At 70.0% G+C, this 15704-nt stretch carries 13 protein-coding genes; 5 read left to right on the top strand and 8 right to left on the bottom strand.

Translation table 11 applies throughout. The annotated features are described in order from the left end of the window. Positions 1–187 precede the first annotated feature (187 nt). Genes G6017_RS11485 through G6017_RS11470 form a run of 4 tightly spaced genes read right to left on the bottom strand, consistent with a single transcriptional unit; the run spans position 188 to position 4578 of the window. The gene (locus tag G6017_RS11485) at positions 188–1363 is read right to left on the bottom strand and encodes an MFS transporter (RefSeq protein WP_347237993.1); all 1176 of its coding nucleotides are present in this window, start codon (positions 1361–1363) and stop codon (positions 188–190) included. Between the two features lie 56 nt (positions 1364–1419). Beyond that, on the bottom strand, positions 1420–2754 hold the full coding sequence (locus G6017_RS11480) for a M20/M25/M40 family metallo-hydrolase (RefSeq protein WP_182617441.1): 1335 nt from the start codon (positions 2752–2754) through the stop codon (positions 1420–1422). Then, entirely contained in the window at positions 2751–3935 is a 1185-nt protein-coding gene (locus G6017_RS11475; RefSeq protein ID WP_179525573.1) for a type III PLP-dependent enzyme domain-containing protein, read from the bottom strand. Before G6017_RS11475 ends, G6017_RS11480 begins: the two co-directional genes overlap by 4 nt. A gap of 4 nt (positions 3936–3939) precedes the next feature. Further along, positions 3940–4578 (bottom strand): TetR/AcrR family transcriptional regulator, encoded by a 639-nt coding sequence (locus tag G6017_RS11470; protein ID WP_179525574.1) that lies wholly within the window; start codon positions 4576–4578, stop codon positions 3940–3942. A 134-nt stretch (positions 4579–4712) separates the two neighbouring features. Here G6017_RS11470 and G6017_RS11465 point away from each other — a divergent pair, with 134 nt between their 5' ends. From G6017_RS11465 to G6017_RS11455, 3 genes are all read left to right on the top strand, one after another. After that, on the top strand, positions 4713–6047 hold the full coding sequence (locus tag G6017_RS11465; RefSeq protein ID WP_182617440.1) for an FAD-linked oxidoreductase, L-gulonolactone oxidase family: 1335 nt from the start codon (positions 4713–4715) through the stop codon (positions 6045–6047). Between the two features lie 84 nt (positions 6048–6131). Beyond that, positions 6132–6827, top strand: a complete 696-nt coding sequence (locus G6017_RS11460; RefSeq protein WP_182610454.1) for a hypothetical protein — start codon at positions 6132–6134, stop codon at positions 6825–6827. A 127-nt stretch (positions 6828–6954) separates the two neighbouring features. Beyond that, entirely contained in the window at positions 6955–10851 is a 3897-nt protein-coding gene (locus G6017_RS11455) for a multifunctional oxoglutarate decarboxylase/oxoglutarate dehydrogenase thiamine pyrophosphate-binding subunit/dihydrolipoyllysine-residue succinyltransferase subunit (protein ID WP_182617438.1), read from the top strand. Positions 10852–10948: 97 nt separating this feature from the next. Here the strand turns inward: G6017_RS11455 and G6017_RS11450 are convergent, their stop codons facing one another. After that, entirely contained in the window at positions 10949–11863 is a 915-nt protein-coding gene (locus tag G6017_RS11450) for a glycine betaine ABC transporter substrate-binding protein (RefSeq protein WP_182617436.1), read from the bottom strand. A 118-nt stretch (positions 11864–11981) separates the two neighbouring features. Here G6017_RS11450 and G6017_RS11445 point away from each other — a divergent pair, with 118 nt between their 5' ends. Further along, positions 11982–13073 (top strand): magnesium and cobalt transport protein CorA, encoded by a 1092-nt coding sequence (locus G6017_RS11445; RefSeq protein ID WP_179525579.1) that lies wholly within the window; start codon positions 11982–11984, stop codon positions 13071–13073. Here G6017_RS11445 and G6017_RS11440 read toward each other — a convergent pair whose 3' ends face one another. Genes G6017_RS11440 through G6017_RS11430 form a run of 3 tightly spaced genes read right to left on the bottom strand, consistent with a single transcriptional unit; the run spans position 13074 to position 15219 of the window. After that, entirely contained in the window at positions 13074–13682 is a 609-nt protein-coding gene (locus tag G6017_RS11440) for a suppressor of fused domain protein (protein ID WP_304814553.1), read from the bottom strand. It lies immediately after the preceding gene. Further along, complete coding sequence (locus tag G6017_RS11435; RefSeq protein WP_179525580.1) at positions 13679–14179, bottom strand: general stress protein; 501 nt, start codon at positions 14177–14179, stop codon at positions 13679–13681. The genes G6017_RS11440 and G6017_RS11435 overlap by 4 nt, the downstream gene beginning before the upstream one ends. Next, a complete protein-coding gene (locus G6017_RS11430; RefSeq protein ID WP_182610450.1) occupies positions 14179–15219 on the bottom strand; it encodes an HpcH/HpaI aldolase/citrate lyase family protein in 1041 nt (346 codons plus the stop codon). Before G6017_RS11430 ends, G6017_RS11435 begins: the two co-directional genes overlap by 1 nt. Before the next feature lie 69 nt (positions 15220–15288). On the opposite strand from G6017_RS11430, the gene G6017_RS16860 reads away from it, so the two are divergent. Further along, the coding region (locus G6017_RS16860) for a PRC-barrel domain-containing protein (RefSeq protein WP_241731497.1) at positions 15289–15704 on the top strand (416 nt) is incomplete at its 3' end.

Genomic DNA, 15704 nt, shown 5'->3' with positions numbered 1-15704 from the left:
CGGCGGCCTCGGCCTCGGGTGGAACTCGGTCGTCCGCCGTCTCGGCGGTGGGGTCGGTGGTGTCTGGGGCGCTGGCGGCGGTCTCGACCTCGTCGCCGGCAGTGGCGGTACGGTCCTCGTTGTCGTTGCTCATGAGGTGACTCATGCTACGGCGTCGGAGGCCCCCTTCGCGACACGGCGGCGCAGGTCACTCCCCCGTGGTTCCCCGGACGAGGTGCTCGTGGGTCTCTCTGGCGAAGAGCCACGGGATGACCGCGGCCAACAGCAGACCTCCGGAGAGCGCGAATCCGGCGGTGTAGCCGAACAGGTCCACGACTAGACCCACCAGCACCGGACCGAGGATCGCACCGGAGTCGCTGGCCATCTGGAAGGTCGCGAGCACCTTCCCGCCCGCGCGGTCCGCTCCGATCACATCCGCGACCGAGGCCTGTTGTGCCGGGTTGAGCACCCCCGCCCCCATGCCCGCCACGACCGAGGCGGCCACGAGGAGCGGAACGGTATCGCACCAGCCCAGCACGAGTGTGGACACCCCGGACACCAACAGGCCGCCGATCACCAGTGGCCGACGTCCGTACCTGTCGGACAGCCACCCGGCCACCGAGATGACGGCCGCGGTGCCCACCGCGAAGGAGGCGAGCGCGGTACCGGCGATCCCCGCGCCGGCATCGAAGTTCGCGGCGGCGAAGAGGGGGACGATCGCCACCCGCACACCGAAGGAACTCCATCCGTTGACGAAGCTCGACACGAGCGCGGCGCGGTACCCGCTGTGGCGGAGCGCCTCGCGCACCGGTAGCGCCTCCTGCTCGGGAATCCCGTCATCCGCCGAGGGTCGGCGGCCTCCCCGGAGGAACACCGCCACCACTCCGGTCGCGACGAGCAGGGTGAAGGAGTAGACGAAGAACGGCACCCGCATCCCGAAACCGGCGAGCAACCCGCCGAGGACCGGCCCGCCGATGTTGCCGATCAGGAACGCGGTGGCGTAGAGCCCGGCGATCCGTCCCCTGGCGCCCGGGGGCGAGAGGCGGGTGAGCAGCGCCATCGCCGAGATGGTGAACATCGTCGACCCGAGTCCACCGAGTCCCCGGAACACCAGCAGCTGCCAGTAGGTCTGGGCGACGCCCGTGGCCAGGGTCGACACCACCACGATGAGCAGGCCCGACATGTAGACCCAGCGTTCGCCCAGACGGTCCACGAGGAACCCGCCGGCGGGAGCGAACACCAGGCGGAAGAACGCGAACGCGCTCACGACCACCGACGCGGCGGTCACGGAGACGTCGAAGCTCCGGGCGTACTGCGGGAGGACGGGTGCGACGAGACCGTAGCCGATCGCGACGGCGAAGGCCGCCGCGACCAGTACCCACACATCGGCGGGTAGCGGTGTTCGCGGCTGCGCGGTCCGGCTACCCGAGAACGGGCCCCTCACGCCGACCGGAGCACACGGGCCAGGACATCGGCGCCGAAGTGGAGCGCGTCGACGGGGACCCTCTCGTCGACGGCGTGGAAGTGGCCGAAGACGTCGAACTCGTCCGGCACCCGCAGCGGGACGAAGCCGTAGCCGTGGATCCCCAGCGGAGCGAGGTGTTTGTTGTCCGTGCTCGCCGGCAGCAGGTACGGCACGACCAGGGAGCCGGGGTCCGCCTCGCGGACCGCCTCCCGGATGACCGAGACCAGCGGGTCGTCGGCGGGCGCGGCGATCGGCGGTTGCCAGATCCAGTCGACCGCCACGTCGGGTCCGAGCTCGTCCTCGATCTCCGCGCGGAAGGTCTCCTCGCCACCGGGCAGGACGCGGCAGTCGATCTCGGCGAACGCCTCGGAGGGGATGACGTTGGTCTTGTACCCGGCCGACAGGACGGTCGGCGAGGCGGTGTGGGAGAGCGACGCCTCCACCAGTGGGCCGAAGTGCCCGAGCACGTCGAGGTGCGCGGGCAGGTCCGCGACGTCACCGCTCGACCCGGCGAGTTCCCCGACCGCCGCGGCGAGGGCGGTGTTGGCCTCCGTGGGCGCGACGGGGAAGTGCCGGCTCGCGACCCGGTGGACGGCACCCGCGATCGCCGCGACCGCGTTGTCCGAGGTCGGGCGGGACGCGTGGGCCGCGGCCCCCTTCGCGCTCACCCGCGCCCAGGCGACGCCCTTCTCCGCGACCGCGATCGGGTAGAGCCGCCGACCCGCCACCGGTACGGACCACCCCCCGACCTCGCTGAGTGCGTGGGTCATGCCGTCGAAGATGTCGGGACGTTCCCGCACCACCCACCGCGCCCCCATCGTCCCGGCGGCTTCCTCGTCGGCGAAGAAGGCGAGCAACAGGGGTCTGCGCGGGACGATGCCCTCACGGCGGTAGTGGCGCACGACGGCGAGCATCATGCCGATCATGTTCTTCATGTCCACGGTTCCACGGCCGTAGAGCCAGCCGTCGTGGATCTCACCCGCGAACGGCGGGACCGACCAGTCCTCTGCGACCGCGGGGACCACGTCGACGTGCCCGTGCACGACCAGTCCGCCGGCGGCCGGGTCCGACCCGTCGACACGGGCGAACAGACTTCCGCGACCGGGCACGGACTCCACCAACTCGCTCGGGATCCCCACCTCGTCCAGGTACTCCGCGATACGTCGGCACACGCGGGTCTCACCGTCGCCGATCGTGGCGGGGTCGCCGGTGTTGGTCGAGTCGATGGACACCAGGTCAGCTGTGATCGAGACGGCCTCGGAGTGCAGGAGTTCCCGCATCTCGTCGGTCATCGGCACGGTGTCCGTCATCCGAAGCACATCCCTTCCCCACGGTAGGTGGGCCAGCGATCCACCACCGCTGGTCCCTGTGCAGTCTCGTCCACCACGTGGAGCGTGTCGAACCGCTCGCAGACCTCTCCCGCCTTCGCGTGGCGCCACCAGGCGCGGTCGCCTATCGCCACCTCCCCTCGCACGGGGGTCTGCACCTCTCCGGCGCCCTCCCTGCCCAGGTACCGCAACCCCGTGGGGCGGGCGGGGACGGGCAGCCGATCCGGCCCCGGCACCCCGGAGGCCACGTACCCCCCGTAGAGGAAGGTCGTGAGGCCGGGGGCCGGGGTCCGGACCGCCGGCAGGGCGAAGAACAGCGAGGGTCGCGGTGTGAACGAGCGGTAGCGGTCGAACAACCCGGGGACGAAGAGACCCGACCCGGCGGTCACCTCGGTGACGGCGGGATCCGCGGCGCTCTCGGCGATCGAACCGGAGCCACCCGAGTTGACGATCTCGGGTCGCTCCCCGGTGACGTCGGCGACCACTCCGGCGACGGCCCCCCGGATCCCGAGCAGACGGCGCATCGACAGCGCCTTGACCACGCCGATACCCCTGACGTCGTCGGGGACTCCGGCGACCTGCGCCTCGTAGAACATCACACCGACCACCCGGAAGCCCGAGGCCACGGCTCGACGGACCAGCGGCTCGACGTCGGCGGGGCCCCGGAGCGGGGACCGCCTGACGCCCAGGTGGAGGGGTCCGAACCGGAGCGAGGCGTCCACGTCGACGCACACCCTCGCCCCACCGGCACCCGACTCGCGGGCGATCTCCAGCTGGCGTTCGTCGTCGACCATCAGGGTCACCGCGTCGAGCGCGGCCGGATCCGCCCCCAGTCGCGCGAGCGCCGCGCGGTCGACCGTGGGGTACCCGAGCAGGACGTCGTCGCACCCCGCGTCCACGAGCCACAGGGCCTCGGTGAGCGAATAGGCCATGATGCCGCGTACCGAGTCGTCACCCCGGAGCCCCGGACCGAGGACCTCCTCGAGCACCCCGCGCGACCTGACGGACTTGCTGGCGATCCGGATCCGCGTCCCGCCTGCTCGTCGCCGCAGGTCGGCCAGGTTCGCCCGCAGGGTGGGCAGGTGCAGCGCGGCGAGCGGCGCGTCCAGTCCGGCGGTGGCCGTGTCCACGGCGTCCACGGCGTCGGTGCCGGGTCCGGACACCGGCCTACTCACCGTCGAGCGGATGCGCGTCCGCCACCACGAGGTCGACCGCCCGGTGGAGAAGGGCGATCGCCTCGTCGTCGTCCCGGCAGATCTGCCAGCGCAGACCGATGCCCGCGACCGTGGCCTCCACGACACGGACCATGTCGTCGAGGCCCATACCCCAGCGCATACCCGCGGACTGGGCGGTCCGCCCGAGCACCGAGCGGATGATCTCCTCGTTGGACTCCTGCTGGTGGCGGGCCAGGCCGATCTCGGGTGTCCCGTACGTACGCAGCGAGTAGGAGACGATCTCGTAGGTGAGGAGCTGCCGGTCGGGAGAAGCGGAGATGACGGCCCAGATCAGGTCGATGGCCTCGTACAACCTCCGTCGCAGCCCCTCCCTGCCCATGGCGCCGGAGTCGAAGTCGACGTTGATGAACGCCCGTGCCGCCTGGTGCACCTCCGAGTTGACCGCACCGATCACCTCACGGAGGAGCTCTTCCTTATCCGTGTAGCAGTAGTGGACGACACCGAGGGAGACGCCGGCCCGCTCCGCGACGCCGCGGACGGTCACCGCGCCCAACCCGTCATGTTCGGCGATCTCCAGGGCGGCCCGGAGGAGCTGCGCTCTGCGCTGATCGGATGGGAGGCGTCTGGTCACCCGTCCATGGTACGACGACGACCCTGCGGCGGGCACACTTCGTCCCCGGATCGCACAGGGCACCGCCCCGCGGTCAGGTCTGTCGTCCAGGTTGCCCCCCTTCGACGGTGAAGCGGGGGGTAATCTCGGCAGCCATGACGACCTCGACCACACCGTGGCAGAACTGGGCCGGAAACGTCATCGCCTCGCCGTCCGGCCGGTGCGACCCCACGACCGTCGCGGAGGTCACGGACATCGTGCGCACCGCCGCCGACCGGGGCACCCGGGTCAAGTGCGTGGGCGCCGGACATTCCTTCACCCCGGCCGCGGCGACGGACGGGGTCCTGATCTCACTCGACGACCTGACGGGGATCGAGTCGATCGTCCCGACCCGCGCCCCAGACGGGCACGTCGACGGGGCTGACGTGACCGTCTGGGCGGGCACGCGACTGCACCGGCTCGGCCCACTTCTGTGGGACCTGGGACTCGCGCAACCGAATCTCGGGGATTTCGCGGAACAGTCGCTCGCCGGCGCGGTGTCGACGGGGACCCACGGCACGGGTCGGCACGCTGTCGGCCTGCCGGCCACCGTCGTCGGTCTGCAGCTCGTCGCCGCCGACGGTTCCGTCCTGAACTGTTCCCGCGAGACGAATCCTGAGGTGTTCGAGGCGGCGCGACTCGGGATCGGTGCGATCGGGATCATCACCAAGATGACGATCCACTGCGTGCCGGCGTTCGCGCTGAGCGCCGAGGAACACCCGTGGACCCTGACCGCCGCGCTCGCCGATCTCGAGGGCTTCGCGGGCTCGGCCGACCACGCGGAGTTCTTCTGGTTCCCCCACACCGACGCCGTGACCGTCAAACGCCACACCCGGCTTCCGGGCGACACCGAGCTGCAGCCCCCGGGCAGGTTCCGCGAGCTCGTGGGCGAGGAGTTCCTGGCCAACGAGGCGTTCGGTGCGTTGTGCCGGACGGCCGCCCGTCGGCCCTCGCTGACACCCCGGATCAACCGCCTCGCGGCCCGGGCGATGTCGGCCCGCGCGTACACCGATCGCAGCTACCGGGTCTTCGCCTCCTCACGACGGGTCCGCTTCCGCGAGATGGAGTATGCGGTGCCGGTGGCCGCGGCCGCGGCCGTGGTGAGGGACCTCCGGGACATGATCGACCGCTCCGGCATCGTCACGCCGTTCCCCGTCGAGGTGCGGTTCGCCGCCGCGGACGACGTGTGGATGTCGACCGCCCACCAGCGGGACGTCTGCTACATCGCGGTCCACCAGTTCCACCTGATGGACCACACCGAGCTCTTCCGATCGGCCGAGGAGATCTTCCTCGCCGCGGACGGTCGACCCCACTGGGGGAAGATGCACACCCGGACCGCCGCCGACCTGTCCGACACCATCCGACACTTCGACGATTTCGTCGCCGTGCGGGACCGACTGGACCCGGACCGGGTCTTCGCGAACCAGTACACCGAACAGGTCCTCCCGTAGGAGGCGGGACCCCGTGATCCTCCGTACCGTGGAGTGACGGACAAGGGCAGCCGACCCTGTCGTGACCACCCTCGAGGAGATCCCGTGCCAGAACGCGTCCCCGCCGACACCGACGTCTCCGGTCCACTCGCCGGAATCGCCACAGGGGCCCTCCGGAAGGCGATACGGAGCCAGGCCGGGGCCGCGCGCGCCTACGTCCGCAAGCTCCGCGAGAACCATCCGGATGAGAGTCCCGAGCGCATCCGCGACCGGCTCGACTCCCGCTTCCTGAGCGCCGTCACCGCGTCCGGCGCGGCCGTGGGCGCCACGGCGGCCGTCCCCGGGGTCGGCACCATCGTCGCGTTCGGCGCGATCGGCGCCGAGTCGCTGGTGTTCATCGAGGCCGCCGCGTTCTACACCCTGGCCGTCGCGGAGGTCCACGGCGTGGACGTGAGGGTCGGCGAGCACGAGGAGCTGCTCGTGATGACCGTCATGCTCGGGGCGTCGGGCACCGCGATCCTGGCCAACGCGGTCAGCACGAGCGGCGGGGCCTCCGCCGGCGGGTCGCTCGCCGGAAGGTCGCTGGGCCTCCCGGGTCTGAAGGAGGTCAATCGTCGGATGGTGTCCCGGTTCGCCCGGAAGTTCGCGGTGAAGCGGGCGACCCTCGCCATGGGCAAGCTCGCCCCCGCGGGCATCGGCGCGGCGGTGGGAGGCTGGGGGAACCGACGGCTGGGTCGGACCGTCGTGAAGGCGGCGGCGACCACCTTCGGGACCCCTCCGGACAGCTGGCCCTCGACCTGACCCCCGCGCGTCGAGCGCACCGCATCCCCCTGTCAGGTGAGATCGGAAGGCCGAGAACGCGCAGAAGGTCTAGCCTGGGTTCATTGCGTGTGAAACCCACCACAGATCAGGAAGGCACCACAACATCGTGAGCAACACCGTCTCACAGTTCGGACAGAACCAGTGGCTCGTCGACGAGATGTACGAGCGGTTCTCCAAGGACCCGTCCTCCGTGGATAAGTCCTGGCACGAGTTCTTCGACGCGAACCCCGGGGCCGCGGCCGTCACCGGGCGGAGTGCGTCGAACGGCTCGTCCGGTGCCGGTCCGGCTGCGGACGGGGGTGACGCACGGACTGGTGGGAAAACCAGTGGTGGCAAGACCGGTGGAGAGAAGAAGAGTGCCGGCAAGAGCGGCAAGAAGGTCTCCTCCGGGAAGTCCGGGGGCGACAACGCCACCCCCGACGCGAACACCCAGAAGACCTCGGAGCTGACCGTCGCGGACATGTCTCCCGAGTCGTCAGCCGAGGACGTGGCCGCCAAGCCCACCGCCGAGAGCTCCCCGAAGAGCAAGGCACGCGGGCGGGGTGTGCCGGCCCCCGCGCGGACGCCGAGCTCGCGTGGCAAGTCGGAGGCACCCGCCGCCAAGCGGACCACCCGGCCCGAGTACACGCCGCCCGAGGAAGCAGAGAACAAGGTCCTGCGCGGCCCGGCCAACGCGATCGTCAAGAACATGAACGCGTCGCTGACGTTGCCCACGGCCACCTCGGTCCGTGCGATTCCGGCCAAGCTCATGATCGACAACCGCGTCGTCATCAACAACCACCTCAAGCGGACGCACGGCGGCAAGATCTCCTTCACCCACCTCATCGGGTACGCGATGGTGCAGGCGATCAAGTCCTACCCGAACATGAACAACCACTTCGAGGAAGTCGACGGCAAGCCCAACGTCGTGACCCCGAACGGGATCAACCTCGGCCTGGCGATCGACATGAAGACCAAGGCGGGGCGCACCCTGGTCGTGGCCGCCATCAGGAACTGCGAGGAACTGACCTTCCGCGGCTTCCTCGACGCCTACGAGGACATCGTCTCCCGCGCCCGCATCGGCAAGCTGACGATGGAGGACTTCTCGGGGGTCACCATCTCGCTGACGAACCCCGGCGGGATCGGCACCGTCCACTCTGTGCCGCGACTGACCGTGGGGCAGGGCACGATCCTCGGTGTCGGTGCGATGGAGTACCCGGCCGAATTCCAGGGTGCCAGCGACGAGCAGCTGGCCAACAACGCCATCGGCAAGATCACCACCCTCACCTCGACCTACGACCACCGGATCATCCAGGGTGCGGAATCCGGGGAGTTCCTCCGCGAGATCCACCGTCTCCTGCTCGCCGACGAGTTCTACGACGAGATCTTCGACGTCCTCGGCATCCCCTACGAGCCCGTCCGGTGGCGTCAGGACATCACCGACCCGCGCGTGGACAAGGACGCCCGGGTCCTCGAGCTGATCGCGGCCTACCGCGACCGCGGCCACCTCATGGCCGATATCGACCCCCTGGACGGGCGGCACGCCAAGCGTCGCCGCACCTTCCACCCGGACCTCGACGTCAACTCCCACGAGTTGACGCTCTGGGACCTGGACCGCAAGTTCTCCGTGGGTGGGTTCGTCGGCAAGGACAAGATGCGCCTGCGCGACGTCCTGTCTGCGCTGCGCGCGGCGTACTGCCGCAAGATCGGTATCGAGTACACCCACATCCTCGAGAACGAACAACGCCAGTGGATCCAGGAACGACTCGAGGGTGTCGACGACAAGCCGACGGTCGCCGAGCAGAAGTACATCCTGTCCAAGGTCAACGCGGCGGAGGCGTTCGAGACCTTCCTGCAGACCAAGTACGTCGGACAGAAGCGCTTCTCCCTGGAGGGCGCCGAATCGGTCATCCCGATGATGGATGCGGTCATCGACGAGGCCGCCGAGTTCGCGCTCGACGAGGTCGTGATCGGCATGCCGCACCGCGGCCGCCTGAACGTCCTGGCCAACATCGTGGGCAAGCCCTACCGGCAGATCTTCACCGAGTTCGAGGGCAACATGGATCCCTCGGCCGCCCACGGCTCGGGCGACGTCAAGTACCACCTCGGCGCCGAGGGCATCCAGTACCAGATGTTCGGGGAGAACGAGATCAAGGTCTCGCTCACCGCCAATCCGTCCCACCTCGAGGCCGTCGACCCCGTCCTGGAGGGGATCGTGCGGGCCAAGCAGGACCTCATCGAGGACCCGGAGTGGCGTGCCGAGTACCCGGTCGTCCCGCTCATGCTCCACGGTGACGCGGCCTTCGCCGGCCAGGGGGTGGTGGCGGAGACGCTCAACCTGTCCCAGATCGACGGGTACCGCACCGGCGGGACGATCCACATCGTCGTCAACAACCAGATCGGATTCACCACCGCCCCCGAGGCCGGTCGGTCCAGCCAGTACTCCACGGACGTCGCCAAGATGATCGGCGCCCCGATCTTCCACGTCAACGGTGACGACCCAGAGGCGTGTGTGCGGGTGGCGCGGCTGGCGATGGACTTCCGCCAGCAGTTCAAGAAAGACGTCGTGATCGACCTCGTCTGCTACCGCCGCCGCGGCCACAACGAGGCCGACGACCCGTCGATGACGCAGCCCCGGATGTACGAGGTGATCGACGGCAAGAAGAGCGTCCGCCAGTCCTACACCGACGATCTCGTCGGTCGCGGTGACATCACCGAGAAGGAGGCCGAGAACGCCCTGCGCGACTTCCAGGGCCAGCTCGAGCGGGTCTTCAACGAGGTCCGCGAACTCGAGAAGCACCCGGTCAAGGCATCCGAGTCGATCCTGCCGAACCAGCCGCTGCCCAAGCGTCTGGTGACCGCGGTCGACGAGTCGGTCATCCACGCGATCGGCGACGCCTTCGGCAACCTGCCCGAGGACTTCCATATCCACTCGCGTGTCAAGCCCGTCTACGAGGCGCGCCAGAAGATGGCCTACAACGGGAACATCGACTGGGCGTTCGCCGAGCTGCTCGCGATCGGTTCGCTCGTCATGGAGGGCCGGACCGTCCGCCTGGCCGGCCAGGACTCGCAGCGCGGCACCTTCACGCAGCGGCACGTGGTGGTGGTCGACAAGACCACTGCCGAGCCCTACTCGCCGCTGCAGAACCTCGACGAGGCCGACGGCCGGTTCGAGGTGTGGAACTCCGCGCTCACCGAGTACGCCGGTGTCGGGTTCGAGTACGGCTACTCCGTGGGTGACCCGGAGGCGCTGGTCCTGTGGGAGGCGCAGTTCGGCGACTTCGTCAACGGTGCCCAGACCATCATCGACGAGTACATCTCCTCCGGTGAGGCCAAGTGGGGTCAGAAGTCCTCGGTCACCCTGCTCCTGCCGCACGGCCACGAGGGCATGGGCCCGGACCACACCTCAGGGCGCATGGAACGCTTCCTGCAGCTGTGCGCGGAGGGGTCGATGACGGTCGCGCAACCGTCGACCCCGGCGAACTACTTCCACCTCATGCGTCGCCACGCCACCGACGGCATCAAGCGCCCCCAGATCGTCTTCACCCCCAAGTCGATGCTGCGGAACAAGAAGGCCGTCAGCGCCCTCGCCGACTTCACCTCGGGCAAGTTCCGTTCGGTGCTCGACGATCCCACCTTTGTCGACGGTGGCAAGGACCCGGAGAAGGTCAAGACCATGCTCCTGGTCTCGGGCAAGCTCTACTACGAGCTGGCGGCACGGCAGGAAAAGGAAGGCCACGACGACGTCGCGATCGTCCGGCTGGAACAGATCCACCCGATCCCGTTCCGTCGTCTCCGCGAGGCGCTCAGCCACTACCCGAACCTCACCGAGGTCCGGTGGGTGCAGGAGGAACCGGCCAACCAGGGCGCGTGGAGCTTCCTCGCACTCAACCTGCCGGAGGTCATCCCGGAGTTCCCGCCGCTCAAGCGGGTGTCTCGACGGGCCATGGCCGCCACGTCGACCGGCCTGAGCAAGGTCCACGCGGTCGAGCAGAAGGCGCTCGTGGACGAGGCCTTCTCCTGATCGCGGCCACGGGGTAGGCGCGGGTCTCCGCGCCCCCCCGGCGGCGGTCGCCCGGGGCCTGTCCCGTGCGCCCGGGGCCGGTCCCGTACCCCCGGGCTCAGTAGTCGTGCGAGTCCAGCCAGTAGTTGGCGAGATCGGTCGGGGTGGAGGTGCCGAACTCCACCCCGAGCAGGAGCTCCCGCACGTCCTCCGTGGTCAGCTCGCCGCTGATCCGGTTGACCAGGGCGAGTTGGTCCTCGGAGAGTGAGCCCTTGCGGAACACCGGGACGACGTGTTGGGCCAGGATGGCGTCCTCGTCGTCGTCCAGCGGCACCATGTCGTCGGGATCCAGGACCGGGTCGGTCGACTGGACCAGCCCCACGCCGATCTCCCCCGCGCGCAGTGCGTCGAACACCGCGCGCGGGTTCGGGCCCAGCGCCACCCTCCGCCCGAACCCGCAGTCGTACGTCCCACCCACCGCGCTGGCGAGCGCACGGTCCGCGAGCGCCTCCTGGCGTGCGCCCAGTGTGAACTCCCCGCAGCGTCCGGCGAGGTCGGACATGGTCCGCAGACCGCGCGTCTCCGAGGTGTGCCGGGTCACCACGTAGACGGGGGCGTCCTCGGCGGGAGCCGGGTCGGCTGCGGTGACCCCCTCGGGGAGGGCGGCCATCATCGCGGTGTACACCTCGTCGGCCTCGACCACGGTGGAGCCCGGATCGAACGCGCGGAGCAACTCCCCGGTGAACCCGATGGTGAACGTGGCGTCTCCCGTCGTCACCGACTCGAGGACCTCGGCCTGGTCTCCCGACTGCGGACGCAGAGTGACCCGGGAGCCCGATCTCAACAGGGCGTTGCCGTAGATGTGGCCGACGACCTCGGCCTCACCGAAGGACGCGGTCTCGATCACCACGACCGGATCGGACTCGTGGGCGGGGACGATCGACGACTGCGCCTGGCATCCGGTCAGTGCCACCACCGCAACCCCGGCGATCGCCAGTCCCCGCACCCCGGCCCGCTCCCCCGTCCGCCGCACTCGACCACGTCCTTCCTCGCCACGTCCGCACCCGGTCGTGCGACACCTGTCCGCCAGTCTCCCAGCAGAACCCTAACGCCCATCGTGTCGAGGCCCGGCGCCGGATAGTGTCATGGTGATGAGTGAGGGGGCGCTGGTGCCGAGTATCCGAAGACGGCGGGACGACACGGCCAGCCCCTTCCCCCCACGCACCCGGCTGACCGTTCCCACCGAACGCGCGGTGGTCGACTGCGGTGTCTACGTCGACGGCGTCCGTGTCCCGGGGCGCTTCACCCACCGGGCCGCGATCCGGCACGTACGAGAGGCCGGGCGGGGGTTCGTGTGGGTCGGGCTCCACGCCCCGGACCCTCACCAGATGGAGGCGCTGGCGAGGGAGTTCGGTCTCCACGAGCTGATCTCCGAGGACGCCGCCAGCGGACGGCAGCGGCCCAAACTGGAGGCCTACGACGACTCCCTGGTCCTCAACATGTCGACGGTCAGGTACCTCGAGCACGAGTCGATCACCGAGACCAACGACATCGTCTCCACCGGTGAGGTCATGGTGGTCCTGGGCCGCGACTTCGTGGTGACCGTCCGTCACGGGGACTTCACCGGCCTCGCCGACATCCGCGCGGAGCTCGAGAGCGCGCCCGAGAGGCTGCTCCGGGGGCCGTCGACGGTGATGCACGCCGTGGCCGACCGGGTGGTGGACAGCTACCTCGAGGTGGCCGAGGGGATGAGTGGGGACGTCGACGACCTGGAGACCGCCGTCTTCGCCCCCCGCACCCGTGTCGACATCGAGCAGATCTACCTGCTCAAGCGTGAGCTGCTCGAGCTCAAACACGACATCGCTCCCCTGGCCCTGCCCCTGCGGCGCCTGGCGGTCGAGCATCTCGACCTGATCCCCGCCGAGATCCGGCACTACTTCCGCGACGTCCACGACCACCACAGCCAGGTCGCGGCGGAGGTCACGACCCTCGACGAGCAGATCACCTCGTTGGTCAACGCGGCCATGGCGATGATCGGGGTGCAGCAGAACACCGACATGCGGCGCATCTCCGCGTGGGTGGCGATCGCGGTCGTGCCCACGATGATCGCGGGGATCTACGGGATGAACTTTACCAACATGCCCGAACTGCATTCCGAGTACGGCTACTACCTGGTGCTCGGGGTCATGGCCGCCGCGTGCACCGGGCTGTTCCTGCTCTTCCGCAGGAACCGCTGGCTGTAGTCAGCGGGTCAGACCCGGATTCACCGCGCGGCGCGCCGGATCGGTCACGTCGATCCCGGCCTCGGCCCACGCGTCCTCGAGCTCCCCCGCTCCCTTCAGTCGGACCCAGGCCGCCTCGGTGTGCGTCACCGGGACCGCACGGAAGATCCTGACGGGGGCGGACTCCCCACCCACCTCGACGTCGGGGATCTCGGGCGCCCGCAGCACGACCGCGGTGAACGCCGCGCCCGGCCACAGCGGCTCCCCGAGATCGATGAGAGCGCCCTCGGACAGCACCAGGCCCTCGACCGCCGGGGCGGCCGCGAGCACGGCCAGGGCGCGGACGAGCCCGTCCACGCCGCCCCGCAACACCAGGGAGAGTTCGGCCCGCGGCGCGGTCGGGTCGGGGACCAGCGCGGACGGGTCCCCCATCGGGTCGGCCGAACACCCGAGCGAGGCGTATCTGACCAGGCCGGACTCGATGTCCACGAAGCGCAGGACCCGGATCGGTGCCGCCCCCAGGAAGGTCACCGACGCCTCCTGCGGCTCGGGACCGAGATGCGCGATGAGATGCTCGCGGACCGCGGTCAGGACGGACGACGAGTCGGAAGGGCCTCCCGGGAGCGTCACTTGAGGCCGAGGCGTGCGAGTTCGTCGCGGACCTTCTCGGCGTTCCCGGGCTCGCACAGGATGTCGTACCGTCCGGCGACCAGCTGGGAGGTCGACGCGAAGTCGCGCTTTCCCCGTGTCGCGGCGTAGGACAGCGAGGCGGAGACCACACCGAACACCGAACCACCGATCAGTCCGGTGAGGACGACTCCCCACATCGGCTGGGTGAAGATGCCGACCAGCAGGCCCACGAACAGTCCGAGCCACGCGCCGGTCGCCAGTCCGCCGAGCAGGATCTTGGGCCAGGTCAGCCGGCCGGTGACACGCTCCACCTGCATGAGGTCCACGCCCACGATGGTCACCTCGTGGACGGGGAACTCCTCGTCCGCGAGGTGGTCCACGGCCGCCTGGGCCTGCGCGTAGGTGGGGTAGGAACCGACCACCCACCCGGTGGGGGGCGTGGGCAACCCGGGCGTCTGCCCGCGCCGGCCCGTGGTCGGGGACACCGGAGTGGTCATCACATCGATCCTTCCGTCGTCGACCCGTTCGGATCGGTCTCTCGGGCGGCCGTCGTCGTCATCCCCGCTGCCCGCCCCCGTGCGGAGACCACCAGTGCCATCTTACGGCTGGCCTCGTCGAGCATCTCGTCACCGAACATCACCGCGCCCCGGGCCCCGCCCTCCTCGGACGTGGAGTGGGCGTAGGCGGCGAGGATCCCCTCCGCCTTGTCGAACTCGTCCTGACGCGGGCTGAACACCTCGTTGCCCGCGTCCACCTGGGCGGGATGCAGGACCCACTTGCCGTCGAAGCCCAGTGCCGCGGTGCGGGCCGCCGCCCTGCGGAAGCCCTCCACGTCCCGCACCTTGAGGAACGGCCCGTCGATCGCCTGGAGACCGTGCGCCCGGGCGGAGACGAGGATGCTCAACAGAACGTGGTGGTAGGCGTCGCCCGGCGCGTACCCCTCCGGCTGCTCCCCGACGGTGAGGGTGCGCATGCCGATCGAGGCCATGAAGTCCGCGGGACCGAACACCAGCGTGAGGACCCGCGCGCTCGCGGTGGCGATCTCGTCGATGTTGGTGAGACCGAGCGCGTCCTCGATCTGGGGCTCGATACCGATGTGCCCGACCGGCAGGCCCGCCGCCTTCTCCACCTGGGTGAGCACCAGGTCGAGGGCCCGGACCTCCGCGCCCGACCGCGCCTTGGGCAGGAGGAGCGCGTCGACGTGGGCGCCCGCCCTGCCGACCACCTCCGTGACGTCCCGGACGGTGTACTCGGTGTCCCAGGCGTTCACCCTCACCACCACGGTCGGCGCGGCGAAGCCACCGCTGGTGAGCGCCTCGACGACGTTCTCGCGCGCCTGTTCCTTGGCCGGGCCCGCGACGGCGTCCTCGAGGTCGAGGAACACCTCGTCCACCGGCAACCCGCGGGCCTTGCCGATCATCTTGACGCTGCTACCGGGGACGGCGAGCACAGTGCGCCGGGGACGGGTGCGCAGTCCGGCGATCGTCGCCGCGGCGGACTCCGACGGTGCGGGCTCCGTGTGCTGGGCGGGGGTCATCTGCGGGCACTCCCTCCGGTCCGGTGCGGGCGGGGCGTGATCCACCACCCGGTGACTAACCTGGTCCGCATGGCGAACCTCAACAAGGCTTTCGTCGCCAGGCTAGCCGGACTGCCGGTGATCGGCCCTGACGGGGACGACATCGGGCGGATCCGCGACGTCGTGGTGACGATGCGCGCCCGGCACAAGCAACCCCGGGTCCTCGGACTGGTGGTGGAGCTTCCCACCCGGCGGCGGATCTTCGTGCCCATGCTCAGGGTCGCCTCGGTCGAGCCCCGCTCGGTCGCGCTGATCTCCGGAACGATCAACCTGCACCGGTTCCAGTCCAGGCCCGGCGAGAACCTGGTGCTCGGGTCCCTGGTGGACTCGATCGTGGGGGTCGATCCGGAGCGCGGAGCGCCCGGCTCCGCGGCCGGCCCCTCGGCCGTCTCGGGGGCCGGCACCGCGGTGACGTCGCGCTACCAGGTCGTCGACGTGGAGATCGA

This window comes from Dietzia sp. B44, assembly GCF_014145245.1.
GTDB lineage: Bacteria > Actinomycetota > Actinomycetes > Mycobacteriales > Mycobacteriaceae > Dietzia > Dietzia natronolimnaea.
Note: the sequence above shows the minus strand (reverse complement) of the source record. Positions and strands in the feature narration are given on the sequence as shown.

Bases quoted from the DNA above. Each gene is read 5' to 3' on its own strand.
- G6017_RS11480 (WP_182617441.1), bottom strand. From the start codon at position 2,754: ATGACGGACACCGTGCCGATGACCGACGAGATGCGGGAACTCCTGCAC.
- G6017_RS11465 (WP_182617440.1), top strand. From the start codon at position 4,713: ATGACGACCTCGACCACACCGTGGCAGAACTGGGCCGGAAACGTCATC.
- G6017_RS11445 (WP_179525579.1), top strand. From the start codon at position 11,982: ATGAGTGAGGGGGCGCTGGTGCCGAGTATCCGAAGACGGCGGGACGAC.
- G6017_RS11435 (WP_179525580.1), bottom strand. From the start codon at position 14,179: ATGACCACTCCGGTGTCCCCGACCACGGGCCGGCGCGGGCAGACGCCC.
- G6017_RS11430 (WP_182610450.1), bottom strand. From the start codon at position 15,219: ATGACCCCCGCCCAGCACACGGAGCCCGCACCGTCGGAGTCCGCCGCG.